15 protein-coding genes are annotated in these 13,637 nt (G+C 27.8%); 1 reads left to right on the top strand and 14 read right to left on the bottom strand.

Annotated elements, in window-relative coordinates; genetic code table 11:
• Nucleotides 1-50 precede the first annotated feature (50 nt).
• The 6 genes from B5F09_RS00180 to B5F09_RS00155 all read right to left on the bottom strand — a co-directional run bounded on the left by B5F09_RS00180 (nucleotide 51) and on the right by B5F09_RS00155 (nucleotide 5,525).
• Entirely contained in the window at nucleotides 51-1,778 is a 1,728-nt protein-coding gene (locus B5F09_RS00180; protein WP_087370430.1) for a GNAT family N-acetyltransferase, read from the bottom strand.
• 12 nt (nucleotides 1,779-1,790) lie between these two features.
• Complete coding sequence (locus B5F09_RS00175) at nucleotides 1,791-3,017, bottom strand: ATP-binding protein (protein ID WP_087298525.1); 1,227 nt, start codon at nucleotides 3,015-3,017, stop codon at nucleotides 1,791-1,793.
• A gap of 49 nt (nucleotides 3,018-3,066) precedes the next feature.
• Nucleotides 3,067-4,431, bottom strand: coding sequence for a PFL family protein (locus B5F09_RS00170; RefSeq protein ID WP_087298526.1), 1,365 nt, complete (start codon nucleotides 4,429-4,431; stop codon nucleotides 3,067-3,069).
• 11 nt (nucleotides 4,432-4,442) lie between these two features.
• The gene (locus tag B5F09_RS00165; protein WP_087298527.1) at nucleotides 4,443-4,715 is read right to left on the bottom strand and encodes an ACT domain-containing protein; all 273 of its coding nucleotides are present in this window, start codon (nucleotides 4,713-4,715) and stop codon (nucleotides 4,443-4,445) included.
• Nucleotides 4,716-4,836: 121 nt separating this feature from the next.
• Entirely contained in the window at nucleotides 4,837-5,154 is a 318-nt protein-coding gene (locus B5F09_RS00160) for a PTS sugar transporter subunit IIB (protein WP_087298528.1), read from the bottom strand.
• Nucleotides 5,155-5,210: 56 nt separating this feature from the next.
• The gene (locus B5F09_RS00155; RefSeq protein ID WP_087298529.1) at nucleotides 5,211-5,525 is read right to left on the bottom strand and encodes a PTS sugar transporter subunit IIB; all 315 of its coding nucleotides are present in this window, start codon (nucleotides 5,523-5,525) and stop codon (nucleotides 5,211-5,213) included.
• Between the two features lie 241 nt (nucleotides 5,526-5,766).
• On the opposite strand from B5F09_RS00155, the gene B5F09_RS00150 reads away from it, so the two are divergent.
• A complete protein-coding gene (locus B5F09_RS00150) occupies nucleotides 5,767-6,312 on the top strand; it encodes a metallophosphoesterase (protein ID WP_087298530.1) in 546 nt (181 codons plus the stop codon).
• 60 nt (nucleotides 6,313-6,372) lie between these two features.
• Here the strand turns inward: B5F09_RS00150 and B5F09_RS00145 are convergent, their stop codons facing one another.
• The 8 genes from B5F09_RS00145 to yhbY all read right to left on the bottom strand — a co-directional run bounded on the left by B5F09_RS00145 (nucleotide 6,373) and on the right by yhbY (nucleotide 13,624).
• The gene (locus B5F09_RS00145) at nucleotides 6,373-6,705 is read right to left on the bottom strand and encodes a helix-turn-helix domain-containing protein (RefSeq protein WP_087298531.1); all 333 of its coding nucleotides are present in this window, start codon (nucleotides 6,703-6,705) and stop codon (nucleotides 6,373-6,375) included.
• 330 nt (nucleotides 6,706-7,035) lie between these two features.
• Nucleotides 7,036-8,031, bottom strand: a complete 996-nt coding sequence (locus B5F09_RS00140; protein ID WP_087370428.1) for a metallophosphoesterase — start codon at nucleotides 8,029-8,031, stop codon at nucleotides 7,036-7,038.
• 117 nt (nucleotides 8,032-8,148) lie between these two features.
• On the bottom strand, nucleotides 8,149-10,485 hold the full coding sequence (locus tag B5F09_RS00135) for a U32 family peptidase (RefSeq protein ID WP_087370425.1): 2,337 nt from the start codon (nucleotides 10,483-10,485) through the stop codon (nucleotides 8,149-8,151).
• The gene (locus tag B5F09_RS00130) at nucleotides 10,486-11,181 is read right to left on the bottom strand and encodes a 5'-methylthioadenosine/adenosylhomocysteine nucleosidase (protein ID WP_087370422.1); all 696 of its coding nucleotides are present in this window, start codon (nucleotides 11,179-11,181) and stop codon (nucleotides 10,486-10,488) included.
• Nucleotides 11,178-11,903: a class I SAM-dependent methyltransferase gene (locus B5F09_RS00125; RefSeq protein ID WP_087370419.1), complete on the bottom strand. Its 726-nt coding sequence runs from the start codon at nucleotides 11,901-11,903 to the stop codon at nucleotides 11,178-11,180. The genes B5F09_RS00130 and B5F09_RS00125 overlap by 4 nt, the downstream gene beginning before the upstream one ends.
• Nucleotides 11,903-12,247: a ribosome silencing factor gene (gene rsfS, locus B5F09_RS00120; protein WP_087298536.1), complete on the bottom strand. Its 345-nt coding sequence runs from the start codon at nucleotides 12,245-12,247 to the stop codon at nucleotides 11,903-11,905. The genes B5F09_RS00125 and rsfS overlap by 1 nt, the downstream gene beginning before the upstream one ends.
• The gene (locus B5F09_RS00115; RefSeq protein ID WP_239404195.1) at nucleotides 12,240-13,337 is read right to left on the bottom strand and encodes a nicotinate-nucleotide adenylyltransferase; all 1,098 of its coding nucleotides are present in this window, start codon (nucleotides 13,335-13,337) and stop codon (nucleotides 12,240-12,242) included. Before B5F09_RS00115 ends, rsfS begins: the two co-directional genes overlap by 8 nt.
• Nucleotides 13,337-13,624 carry a ribosome assembly RNA-binding protein YhbY gene (yhbY, locus tag B5F09_RS00110; RefSeq protein WP_087298538.1) on the bottom strand — a complete coding sequence of 96 codons (288 nt, stop codon included), beginning with the start codon at nucleotides 13,622-13,624 and terminating at the stop codon, nucleotides 13,337-13,339. Before yhbY ends, B5F09_RS00115 begins: the two co-directional genes overlap by 1 nt.
• Nucleotides 13,625-13,637 lie beyond the last annotated feature (13 nt).

The raw sequence follows: 13,637 nt of genomic DNA, 5'->3' as shown, positions 1-13,637 counted from the left end.
ATCTTTTTTATTTTATAATGTAGAAGTTGGTTAGTCAATAAAAAATTATCTCAGAGACACTCGTTGATATAAAAATTATTATCTTGACAACTATTTTTTAAGAAGTTTGTCAACATTGTACAAATAACCTGGCTTTCACCATTAATATTTGTAAGCATATCTGATTCAATTATTAATTCTTTATCATCATTAATAATTGCTGCAATCATTTTATTCAATGCAGTGTCATTTTCATAAATCAATTCAGAAACCTTAATTTGATTTTCATCTTCGCTATAGATCATGTAGCCGATGGCATTAGTTTTATCATAAAATATTTTCAATGATTCATCATACGCTAAACAGCGAGCAATTAAATAATTTTTGTAATAATCTAAATCACGTTTTCGATAACCGTTATATTTTTTGGTAAATTTTTGATATAAAGATAATGACTTAGTACAATCATAATCAGTTATAATATTTAAATCACTATTATTTTGATAGTACTCTTTATTAACTTTTGTTATCTTATGAAAATAATCTTCTTTAAATCCAAAATTATAATATATTTCTGGTTGATAAGCTTGTAATAGAATTTTTTGTCCTTGATATTGTGGTAAGTTTAAAACATAATTCATTAATTTTTTCATTAAACCTTGTTTTTGGTAATTCTTATCAGTAGCCACACCTAAAATAAAGTATGCCAAACATTCCTTATTATCTAGTATTATTGTATAAGGGACAATCTGTACCATTGAAACAAGATGATGGTTATTTTTCAATAAATAAGTATTTTCATTTTGATAACATTTATCAAAATAAAATTTAGTTGATTGCTCATTTTCATCTTTAAAACTTTTTTTCCATAAATCAATTATTTGTGGAATATCGCTATTGTTTGCTTTAACAATTGATTGATTGTTTGTAACGATTGTATATTTATGAATCATTTTAATTGGATGAAGCATTTTTTTAGCTCGTCTTAAAGAATCTAGACCCATATCTTCTTCTCTGTTTACAAGTTCATAATCGGCATAGTTTTGCTCTAAGAAAAATTTGCCGATTGCAACATATAAACCGCGAATTTCTTTATTTGCTTTTTCAACATGAATTTGTACTGTTTTATGCTTTAATGGTGATCCAATTATAAAAGCTTCTAATTGACCATTAAGATAAATACAACCTGTTTTGATATTTAATTCTTTACGATGTACTAAAAGATATACGATACCAATAAATTCAGATACGACACTGTTTTCATTGCTATGATCAGTATCCCATTTTTTAAGACAGTTTAAAACATTATCAATATCTTCATCTTCAATTTCTTTATAAACGTAATCAGGATGTTCTTTTATAAAAGCATTAAAATGATTTCGTCTTTTTTGCATTTTTTTACCTGATAATGTTTCTAAAGATTTTTTTTCGTAAACATAATCATCGTTATCTTCATTATGTAAATATAAGAATTTATCTTGGTAAATTTCTTTAATTTTATCGACAAATTTATCTACTGCTAGATCTATTCTAAAAGCAAAATGATGATTATTTGCATACTCCATCATATACTCAATAGCTTCTTGATAATATTCTTCTTTACAAAAAGGCATTGAGAAAAAGTGTTCGTTTAAATATGTGTGTAACATAATTAAGTAATGATCATGAATTTCATAATAGATCTCATATTCATGATCCCACATCATCATTGTTACAAAATTAGAGTTATAGCCTTCATAGTTAGCATCATCTAAATATTTTTTGATTTTATCATAATCACTTATTAATAATTTTTTCATAATACCTCGACTCTATTTTCCAAGCATTGCATGAATAAACTGTTTAGCTGTTCTTCCTGAAAAACCGCCATGACGAATTTCCCATGTTAATGCTTTTTGATGTAATTCGTCACGATCCATTTTTAAACCATATTGCTTAGCTAGTCCATCGACAATGTTTAAATAATTAATGCGATCAGGATGCATAAATAATATTTTAATACCAAATCTAGAACTTAATGAAGTTTTTTCTTGTTTAGCATCGTTAATATTAACCTCATCTTTGTCTTCACGTTCACTCCATGTTTGTTTAACAATATGACGACGGTTACTAGTTGCATAGATTAAAATATTATCTGGTTTTTTCTCTAAGCCACCTTCGATAACAGCCTTTAGATATTTGTATTCAATTTCAAATTCTTCAAATGACAAATCATCCATGAATAAAATAAATTTATAATTACGAGATTGTAATTGTTGAATGATTTTAGGTAAATCTTTAAATTGATGTTTATATACCTCTATCATTCGTAATCCATCTTTATAATATTCATTTAATAAAGCTTTAATACTACTAGATTTTCCAGTTCCACTATCACCGTATAGTAAAACATTGTTAGCTTTTTTACCCGCTAAGAAAGCTTCTGTATTGTTTCTTAGGGTTTGTTTTTGAGTTTCATAGCCAATCAATTGGTTTAAACGACCGTTTCCAATATGTATTATAGGCACAATTTTTTTATTTTCATAGCGAAATGCTTTATTTAATCCAAATTTTCCAACGCCGTATGTTAAAAAGAATTTTTCTAATATAGTATAGAAGTCATCTACATTATTACATTTTGTAAGATTTTCTTGTAAAGTTGTTGAGACTTCAAATAATTCTTGATTAATTACTGGTTTAGAAGGTGTAAAACTATTGATTAGATTTCTTTGTAATGGTTCTAACATCTCAAAATTTGTATTAAACATGTTAAATATAATTTTAAAATCATTCATTACTACTGCTTTTAAGTTGCTAGAAATTGGTTTTTTTCTTTCTAAAGCAAGTGTAAATGAATTTTCATTATTAATTAATAGATAAGTTAGTAAGCTATTAAATAAATTATCATATAAATTATATTTTTCAGCTAATTTTATTAACAGTGATACAAATTTATTACTGTTTTTAAGATTCCCATTAATTAGTTCGTTATACATGTTAAAACATGATTCAATTTCATCATCTTGATATAAAGGATTAAAAACGATCAATTCATCCATATTATATTTACTCCTTTGTGAATAATTTAAAAAGACGATAATTCGTCTTTTAATTTTTAAAACTATGAATTGGGGCAGGAATTCTACCACCACGATTTACAAACTCTGCACAATCAAATTTATTGACTGGCATAATTGGAGCATAACCTAATAAACCACCAAATTCTACCACTTCACCGACATCTTTACCGATAACTGGAATGATTCTAACAGCAGTTGTTTTTTGATTGATCATTCCAATTGCCATTTCATCAGCAATAATTCCAGAAATTGTAGCTGGTGATGTACTACCAGGAATAGCTATCATATCAAGTCCTACTGAACATACACAAGTCATTGCTTCTAATTTTTCTAAAGTTAAAGCACCACGATTAACAGCATCGATCATCCCTTGATCTTCACTAACTGGAATAAAAGCACCGCTTAATCCCCCAACATAAGAAGAAGCCATAACGCCACCTTTTTTAACCTGATCATTTAAAATTGCAAGGGCTGCAGTTGTTCCAGGTGCTCCAACACTTTCTAATCCCATTCCTTCTAAGCAATCAGCAATACTATCTCCGATTGCTGGAGTTGGTGCTAATGATAAATCAATAATTCCAAAAGGAATACCTAGTTTTTCAGATGCTTCTAAAGCTACTAACTGTCCTACTCTAGTAATTTTGAAAGCTGTTTTTTTAATGATTTCACATAACTCACCAAAATCTTTACCTTTAGCTTTGTTTATTGCATTCTTTACAACACCAGGACCGCTAACACCTACATTAATTACTGCATCAGCTTCACTAACCCCATGGAAAGCACCAGCCATAAATGGATTATCATCAGGAGCATTACACAATACAACTAATTTAGCACAGCCGATTGAATCATTTTCTTTAGTTAAATCTGCAGTATCATGAATAATTTCCCCCATTAATTTTACTGCATCCATATTAATTCCAGTCTTTGTTGATCCAACATTGACAGAACTACAAACATTGTTTGTTACTTTCATTGCTTCAGGAATAGAGCGAATTAGTAATTCTTCAGCTTTTGTCATTCCTTTAGAAACAATAGCACTGTATCCACCGATAAAATTTACCCCTGTTTTTTTAGCACATTCATCTAATGTTTTGGCAATTTTTACAAAATCATCAGTGCTTTTACATGCATTTGCACCAATAAATCCTATTGGTGTTACAGAGATACGTTTATTGACAATTGGGATACCATACTTCATTTCAATTTGTTTGCCTGTTGCCACAAGATCTTTGGCCACTGTTGTAATTTTATTGTAAATATTTTGACATAAAACATCGATATCATGATCCATACAGTCTAATAAACTAATCCCTAGTGTAATGGTTCTGACATCAAGGTTTTCTTGTTCAATCATTTTATTTGTTTCTGTAACTTCAAATAAATTAATCATCATTAATCTCCTTAAATACGGTGCATTTTATTAAAAATATCTTCATGTTGTAATTTAATGTTTACACCTATTTCTGCCCCTAAATTATTTAATTCATCACAAACAGAACCAAATTCATCAATTACAGATGTTAGTTCAACAATCATCATCATATTAAAATATCCTTGAATAATAGTTTGTGAAATATCTAAGATATTTATTTGCTTTTCAGCTAGAAAAGTACATACTTTGGCAATAATTCCAACTTGATCCTTTCCTACTACTGTAATTATACCTTTTTGCATCAATCATTTACCTCCTAATATTTAGGATATTATATCATAGTAACAAATATTATAAAACCCCAAATAAAAATTTGAATAAAATTTAGTAAAAATAAAAATGGGTATTGCCACCCATTTTAAATTATTTACCCATCAATTTTTTTGCAAATTCGTAAACAGCTTTACCATTCATCATTCCGTAATCTTTCATTTCAATTACATCATAAGGAATATCTTTACCTGTTTCTTTGATGATTTGCTCTACTTCTTTTTTTGCATATCTTACTTGTGGGCCAAGTAATACACAATCTACAGTGTTAATGATTTTTTCACCTTCAGATAAAGGTAAAGCAAAGATTTCTACTTCTTCACCGGCTTCTTTTGCAGCTACTTCCATTTTAGTTACTAATAAACTAGTAGACATACCAGCTGCACAAACTAACATAATTCTAGTTGCCATATTTTTTCTCCTCTAAATATAATAGAAAAGGTATTATAACAATACCTTTTCATTAATTATCCAATCATTTTCATTGCTGATTCGAATACTGCTTTACCGTTCATTGTTCCATAATCTCTCATATCGATTACGTCAACAGGGATAGGACCAGCTTTACGTCCTGCAGCTAATTTTTCGATTGCAGCTTTTTGGAATCTTACTTGTGGACCAAGTAAAATGCAATCAACTTCTTCTAATACTCTTGGTGCATCAGAGAATGGTAATGCAAAGATTTTACATTCTACACCAGCTTCTTTTGCAGCAGCTTCCATTTTTGTTACTAATAAGCTAGTAGACATACCTGCTGAACATACTAATAAAATAGTTTTCATAATTATATACACTCCTTCTTTTCAACCTACGTTAATTTTACACCGAAAAAATGAGAATGTAAACACTTTCTTGTTTCTTTTAATCTATTTTTATAAACAAAAATACAAATTATCTTGATTAAATCATTTAATATTTACAATAAAAAATTTTTAATAAAACATGTAAATATTTCAATTCTAAAAAATTACATGTTATTATATATAAAGAATAATTATAAATAAAGGAGGTTTGTTTATTAAAATGAAATTGTTAGTTGTTAGTGATACCCATTTACAAAACGATTTATTTGAGCAGATAACAATGAAATACCCAGACATGGATTTTTATATCCATTGTGGTGATTCGTCGCTAGAACGTGATAATAAACTGCTTAAAGGTTATCTTACTGTAAAAGGAAATCATGATGAGGCAGATTTTCCTTTAGAAATTGAGTTTCAAAAAGATAACTATCGTTTTTTAGTTGTTCATGGACAACAACATCAAGTATATCAAGGAGATGATTATTTATATAATTATATGGTAGAGCATAATATTAATATTTGTTTTCATGGACATACTCATGTCCCTTCTTTAAGCAATATAAATAATCATTATATCATTAATCCTGGTAGTGTGATGATAAATCGGGGTTCTTATGGCTTTGGAACATATGCAATAGTTACGATTGAAAATGAAATTGTAGATGTTAAATATTATAATAGTGAAACTTATCAAGAATGTACTGATCTAGTTTTAAGTGACGGTAAATTGGTTTTAGAAGAATTTAAAAAGTTGTTAAAGTTATAAAATAAAAAAGCTGGATCTTGAAATGAACCCAGTTTTTTTAAATTTAAGTAATGCGTTAAATTACTTCTTCATTTTTTCTTCGTTTCTTTTTCTTTTATATTCAATAATAAACATAATCTCTTTTAAATCATCATCAGGTAATTCAGTTAAAAGACGTGCAATATTTGCAATATTATAATAATCATACTTTTTCCCGCTCATTATTTCTTCTACACTTCTACCATACAAGTTAGAAAAAATTCGTAATTCACTAACAGTAATATCTCTTTTCCCGTTTTCTATATCAGAAATAGCTGAATGAGGTACTTTTAAATATGCTGCAACATCTTTTTGTGTCAAATGTTTGAAATTCCGATAAGATTTTAATCTTGCTGCTAAATCTTTATCTATCATTGGTACACCTCCGCTAAATAGATTTTAGCATTTTCAATAATCAGTTGCAACAATATTTTGAATTAAACTAAAAAATTAGAATTATAGTAAATGTTTTTTATCTTTTTTAGATAATAAACTACATAAACTGTTTAAATATTACAAGTTTATATTTTAAAATTGTCGATATATATTTTAAGAGTTTATACACCCATTGGTTCTTAATCATCAACAGTAGTGTAGTTTATAAAAATTAAATATGATATCATTTTGCCAAAACAATCAAAATTTAATCACTAATTGACAAAAACTCTCTTAGTGTTATTAACATGCTAAGAGAGTTGTAATTAATTAGTCTTCTCTAGTATATTTTTTTAATAAATAAGAATTGTATAAAGCCATAACTGCATCAAGTTCATCTTCAGTTGTTTCAACATCAAAAAATTTTTCCGCTTCAATAGCATTTTCACCATATCCAAAATTATCGATTGTATCAATTTTTTGATAACTAATATATAATTTTTCTTCTTTAAATAATTCTTCAAGTTCTTCTTTTGTATATTTTTTAGAATTTATTTCGTTAATTTTATTTTTTACTTTTTCATAGCATTGATAACTATCATTCGTTCTTTTTATTTCTATGATATCCTGATAGAGAATTTGGACACCACCGATTAGTTTATTTATATGATAATGTCCTGCAAACCAGGCATCAAAATTTACTGATTCTAAAATATTTTGAAGAAAGTTACATAAGTGAATATATTTTCCATGAGTGTAATAATCCATGATCGGTATATTATATCCTAAATGCATATTTATACTAGAAGGAACATCATGAGTGATAATGTAATTGATTTGATTATGATATTTTTTTAAATTTGCAATAGCATTGTCTATTTCTTCTTGAACTGGTAATTCATCTTGCCACCAGCTAATATTTTCGATGCGATATTCAATGTCGTGAGAAAAAGCACCACCAAAACAAAAATAAGTTTCGTCATTGATCGTCATTATTTCCCCTCTTTTAATATGAAATAGCGAATCGCTTATTTTATGAGCTTTTGCACCAAAAAAATCAATGACTGGATATGTTTTTAACAAATTATGGTTTTCATGGTTACCATCAACATAAACAGTAGTCCAAGGTCTTCTAGAAATCCATTCAATCCATTTTTTATCACGGTTACCACCATTCCATACAAAACCAGCATCTCCACAAATAATTAAGATATCATTTTTAGTTAAATTATTACCTTCATCAAAACATTTAGAATTAAGTTTATCAATATCTATTGGACAATGAATATCACCAGTAATAAATACTCTTGACTTTTTTGTTGTCATATTAATCCCTCTCTTTTTGATTAATAATTATTATCTTTATATTATTATACAATATAAAAGAAAAAACAGAAGTATAGTCCTTACTTAATTAGTAATTTCTATTACTCTGTTTTCATGTTAATCATAAAAATATCCGTTTGTTGGTCTAGTTTTAAGTTTAATTTGACGTGGCTTACCTAAAATAATATTGTTTTGAAAATCATAAAATACTTTTTTACATTCTTCACAATTTTCATCACTAAAAGATAGTAAAATATAGTCAACATCAACATCACTAATGTTTTCCAAATATAAACAATGACTATTAAAGACAAGGTTATTACAATTATCATCTGTTAAAATTGTAAACTTTTCATTTTTTCGATCTACTAAATTATAATGTCCCTGATGACATAAATTACATTTTTCTTTTTTACAGTTAAAATAATAATCACTGATTATACAATGTTTTAAATGCATATTAATAGTTTTTCCATAAGCAACAAGAATTAATTCTTGATTAATATCATTTAAATTATTGATCATATTTTTACTCATCTCTAATGATAATACAGCTGCATAGTTATTAAAATAATTTAATGAATAACTATTATAAAGATTAAAGTTGAAATCTAAAAGACATTTTTTATCATTAAATATTTGTAAAGCACCATAATCCCCTACTAATATTTCATCAACTTTACAGTATAAGTCACTTTCTTTAAATTCATTAAGTTGTTTTGAATTAGATAAAAAACCAGTAAAAGGAACGATTTTTTTATTAAAACCTGTTGCTAAATCAATTGCTTTATCTAAATCTTTAGAAAGTGGAAAATAGTAGCGATGAATATCTTCATTAATTAGTGCTTCAAGCTGTTTTAAATTATAGACTCTTACATCAATTCCTTTTATTCTTTTTGGAACATGGTGTAATGATACTTCAGGATATTTAATATTAATTTTGTTTTTAAGTGTTATTTTTTGAATTAGCTGTTCAATTCCTTGACGACGCATTTCGTTAATTTCTTTAATCGGGAAAAAAGCGTTATCAGGGAAATCAATATCAATTTTATTGGCATTAAAAACAGTATTTCCTAATTTAGTTAATTGTTTAAAAATTCTTTGTGTGTCTAATGGTACATTTGAAGCTGATTCGATTTTTTGATTTGATTTTATTGTTATAATCAGATCTTGGTATTTTATTGTTAAAAGCGGTGTAGAATTTAGGGATCCTATAAATATCATATCGATTGGATTTTTAATATTTTCATTGTTGTAGCTGGCTTTTGCTTCTTCAATTAAATTATTATCGATAATTTTAAAAACTTTTTCATTAGTTTTAACCGGTTGATTTAATTCGATTTCTACAACTTTTCCCTTTTGGCTTGAATTTACAAGTCGTCCTTTTTCAAATAATTTTGTAATTGTTCTCGTTAATTCAATACTAGCAAAATTAATGCGATCACCCTGTTTTAATTCATTTAGCAATTTTAATTTAACAATTCTTTTTTTACCATCGTAACTAATAACCTTTGCTACTTCAATACCACGATTACCAGGAAAATCCTTCGCCATAAAACTTTGATCATTTAATAAATAACCACCTGTAAAACCTCGATTAAACATTTTTTTCATTTTCAAAATTCTTTCAGGTATATTATTTAATTTTTTTGAATGACAATAAGCATCAATTGCTTCACGATACTGTTTAACTACAATGGCAACATATTCAGGCCGTTTCATTCGCCCTTCAATTTTAAATGAAGTAATCCCTGCTTCTATTAATTGATCAATATTTTCAATCGTGCATAAATCTTTTGGCGATAATAAATATAAAGGTTGTTCATTTAAATCTTGACCATTTTTTTGTAATTTGTAAGCTAAACGGCAAGGCTGACCACAAGCACCTTTATTACCGCTTCTTTTAGCAATCATACTTGACATCAAACATTGCCCTGAATATGACATACAAAGAGCTCCATGAACAAATACTTCAATATCTAAATCAGTATTTTGGCATATATTTTTGATTTCAGCGACTGTGTTTTCTCGAGCTAATACTACACGGTCAACCCCTTTTTCCTCAAAATATTTTACCCCTTCTAAATTATGAACACTAGTTTGCGTTGACATATGAATTTCAAATTGAGGAAAATATTTTTTTACATAATCCATCAAACCAATATCTTGAATAATTAATGCATCAACGTTAATATTCGCTAAAAACAAAAGATAATCATGGAGTTGTTTAAATTGATTATCTTCATATAATGTATTAACAGTGACATATATTTTAACATTTCTTAAATGACTATAATCAACTGCTTTTTGTAATTCCTCACGGTTAAAATTAGTGGCAAAAGCTCGAGCACTAAACTCGTTACCACCTAAATAAATGGCATTAGCGCCGTTTTGAATAGCAGCAACTAATGCCTCATAACTACCTGCTGGTGCTAGTAATTCTATATTTTGCATTTATTTATGCTCCTTAACTAAAGTAAAACAAAATTCTGCTGATGTTGAAGCGGCTTTTTTCAAATATTCATCAAATTGGATTGATGAATCACCTTTTCCATAAACATCACTTAATGATCGAGTAATTATAAATGGAACATTAAACTTATAGCATGTTTGTCCAACAGCTGCAGCTTCCATTTCAGCACATTTTGCATCACTGAAATTTTTCTTAATAGTATCTACTTGAGCTTCTTTAGCAATAAACTGATCACCAGAAACAATTAACCCTGTTTCACATCTTTGATTAAGTTCTTTTAAAATATTTTTAGCTGTCGCAATTAAATCTTTGTTAGCAGGAACACGTGCTGGCAAACCAGGAACTTCACCAATGATTCGATTAGGAAAAGCAGTTATATCAAAATCATGCTGACAAACTTCATTTGAGATAATAATATCTCCTACTTCTTGATTTAATGATAATCCACCGGCAGATCCAATATTAATTACATAATCAATTGGAAAATTTGTAAGTAATAATGTAGTACAAATAGCTGCATTTACTTTCCCGATTCCACCTTGTAATAATACTACTTCTTTATTAGCCATTGTTCCTTGATAAAAGGTACAGTCAAGAATCGTTTTTTCTTCATGAATTTCAAGAAAATCTTTTATAGCTGCAACTTCTTCTTCCATTGCACCAATAATACCTATCATTTAACTTCCTCCCTTGTTTTATGACAAACAAAAATAATTCGTTGACTTTCTTGGTGATATGGTTCAAATTCACCATAATATTCAACTTTATTAAAACCAGCTTGTTTTAATAGATTTAAATATGTGTCAATATCATAAGTTTGTTGATGATGGACTTCTTGAACGTGATCATTGTTTTCTTTATCAATAATTTCAACGTAATGTTCTACTTTTCCTGGAGCCACTTTTTTTACAGCCCATTTAAAATAAAAATCATCATCATTTTCTTCTTCAAGATAATTATCTAAAATCTGGTCTGTTTTATATAGACTATTAACATCAAAAATAAAAGCGCCATTATATTTTAAAGAATCATATACGTTTTTAAATGTTTTTAAAACCTTTTTCTTACTTAAAACATAATTTAAGGAATCACATAAACATAAAACCAGATCAACTGCCTGATTAGTTTCAAAATCAGTCATATCAATTCTACCTAATAGTAAATCAACATTAGCATCCATTGCTTTCATTCTAGCAACTTCAAGCATATCCTTTGATAAATCAGTTGCATAAACTTGTTTTTTATCTTTAGCCAATAAAATAGCTATTTCTCCTGTACCACATCCTAGTTCAAGAACACTTTTAAATTTAGCGTGCTGATTAATGAATTGATAATAATCTTGATAAAACTGGTCATCCATTAAACTATCATAATAGTAAGCAAAATTTTCATATGACATTATTGTAAATACCCAGAAATATCAATTTTTGGCATGTCAGCCCATAATTTTTCTAAATTATATACTTCACGTTCATCGATATCGAAAATATGAACAACGATATCACCAAAATCCATTAATAACCATTTACTATTGCGACGTCCTTCAATTCTTTTAACTTCGTATCCATGTTCATGACATTTTTCTTCAACACTGTCACGTAATGCGTTCATTAATCGTTCATTTTCAGCTGAACAAATAACAAATGTATCATACATTGGACTTGCAAGCTGCATATCAATAGCTACAATATCTTTACCTAATTTATCATCTAATGCTTTTACAATTATTTCTAATTTATTCATTTATATCTCCTTTTACATATTTGTTATAAATTTCAAAAAAGCTTTTATCAATTTCTCGTCCTTTTTTAGTAGAAAAATCATAAAAATCTTGTAAACAAGCCTTAAAACCTGCAACGATATCTTTTTTGCATAATGCAATTTCCTTTGATGAATCGTAATCACGGCTAGGATCATATTTATCAGCTGTATAAATACACATATCTAATTTAGACATATTTAATGATGCTGTTGTGTGATGTCTAATTGCTTGTAATATTTCTTTATCATCTACTAAATATTCAGTTTTAGCAACATATTCAGATAACCATTGATGCCAAACCGGAACTGGTTTATCGATATATGCTGGATAATGGTCTTGCATTATTTGTAAAGCTTTATCATATTCCATTTCTTTAGCAATATCATGTAACATACCAGCAACATAAGCTTTTGTTTCATCTAAATCATTTTTTTTAGCAAATTTTTTAGCTAGTTTAGCCATACTTACTGTATGACGATAACGTTTTTTAGACATTTTACTTTTTATAATAGTTTCTAAATAGATCCCATTATTTACTATGTATTTCAATACTTCAGGATTTAAAGCATGTAAATTACCATTTCGAATATGTTTACTAGCATCATCGGTTGCTACTAAATCTAACTTAATAAAATGGTATTTTTTAATATTTTCATTTGTTTGATAACCAATTCGATCAAATACAACTAACTGGACTAATTCGCTTATTTCCTTTGCAGCTAACCATTTATGAAAAAGACTAGCTTGATCCATTCCCATAATAAAGTATAGCTGATCGTTAGGATAAATTGTTTTTAAATATTTTATTGTATCAATTGTGTAGTTTTTTTCTTTGTTTTTTTGTTTTATTTCATAATCACAAATTTCAACTTTAGAATAACGTTCTAGCGCAATTTCTAACATTGCAAGGCGTTGTTTTTTAGTTGCTCCCGATGAATCTTTCCAAGGATTATTAGCAGTAGGAACAACTAAAATTTTATCTAATTCTAATTGTCTGATTGATTCTTCAATTACGCGAACATGAGAACGGTGGATAGGATCAAAACTACCACCAAAAATACCAATTTTCATTATGGTAAACGATAAATTTCTTTTTCGCTAGGTCGATATAATAAAATAGTGCGACCTAATATTTGAACTACATCAGCTTTTGTTCTCATGCTCAATTCGATTGCAATTTCATTTTTTGATTGCATACAAGATTCTAGAATTTTTACTTTAATTAATTCATGAGCTGTTAAGGCATCATCAATACTATCAACTTGACTTTGATGAACACCGTCTTTACCAATTTGAAAGATTGCATTTAAATTATGACCAATCCCTCTTAAATATCTTTTTTGTTTTCCTGTTAACATAAATTCTATCCTT

Source organism: Erysipelatoclostridium sp. An173, from assembly GCF_002160495.1.
GTDB lineage: Bacteria > Bacillota_I > Bacilli_A > Erysipelotrichales > Coprobacillaceae > Thomasclavelia > Thomasclavelia merdavium.
Note: the sequence above shows the minus strand (reverse complement) of the source record. Positions and strands in the feature narration are given on the sequence as shown.

Excerpts from the sequence above, each read along its gene's own strand:
- B5F09_RS00180 (WP_087370430.1), bottom strand. The coding sequence starts at position 1,778 with ATGAAAAAATTATTAATAAGTGATTATGATAAAATCAAAAAATATTTA.
- B5F09_RS00175 (WP_087298525.1), bottom strand. The coding sequence starts at position 3,017 with ATGGATGAATTGATCGTTTTTAATCCTTTATATCAAGATGATGAAATT.
- B5F09_RS00170 (WP_087298526.1), bottom strand. The coding sequence starts at position 4,431 with ATGATTAATTTATTTGAAGTTACAGAAACAAATAAAATGATTGAACAA.
- B5F09_RS00165 (WP_087298527.1), bottom strand. The coding sequence starts at position 4,715 with ATGCAAAAAGGTATAATTACAGTAGTAGGAAAGGATCAAGTTGGAATT.
- B5F09_RS00160 (WP_087298528.1), bottom strand. The coding sequence starts at position 5,154 with ATGGCAACTAGAATTATGTTAGTTTGTGCAGCTGGTATGTCTACTAGT.
- B5F09_RS00155 (WP_087298529.1), bottom strand. The coding sequence starts at position 5,525 with ATGAAAACTATTTTATTAGTATGTTCAGCAGGTATGTCTACTAGCTTA.
- B5F09_RS00150 (WP_087298530.1), top strand. The coding sequence starts at position 5,767 with ATGAAATTGTTAGTTGTTAGTGATACCCATTTACAAAACGATTTATTT.
- B5F09_RS00145 (WP_087298531.1), bottom strand. The coding sequence starts at position 6,705 with ATGATAGATAAAGATTTAGCAGCAAGATTAAAATCTTATCGGAATTTC.
- B5F09_RS00140 (WP_087370428.1), bottom strand. The coding sequence starts at position 8,031 with ATGACAACAAAAAAGTCAAGAGTATTTATTACTGGTGATATTCATTGT.
- B5F09_RS00135 (WP_087370425.1), bottom strand. The coding sequence starts at position 10,485 with ATGCAAAATATAGAATTACTAGCACCAGCAGGTAGTTATGAGGCATTA.
- B5F09_RS00130 (WP_087370422.1), bottom strand. The coding sequence starts at position 11,181 with ATGATAGGTATTATTGGTGCAATGGAAGAAGAAGTTGCAGCTATAAAA.
- B5F09_RS00125 (WP_087370419.1), bottom strand. The coding sequence starts at position 11,903 with ATGTCATATGAAAATTTTGCTTACTATTATGATAGTTTAATGGATGAC.
- rsfS (WP_087298536.1), bottom strand. The coding sequence starts at position 12,247 with ATGAATAAATTAGAAATAATTGTAAAAGCATTAGATGATAAATTAGGT.
- B5F09_RS00115 (WP_239404195.1), bottom strand. The coding sequence starts at position 13,337 with ATGAAAATTGGTATTTTTGGTGGTAGTTTTGATCCTATCCACCGTTCT.
- yhbY (WP_087298538.1), bottom strand. The coding sequence starts at position 13,624 with ATGTTAACAGGAAAACAAAAAAGATATTTAAGAGGGATTGGTCATAAT.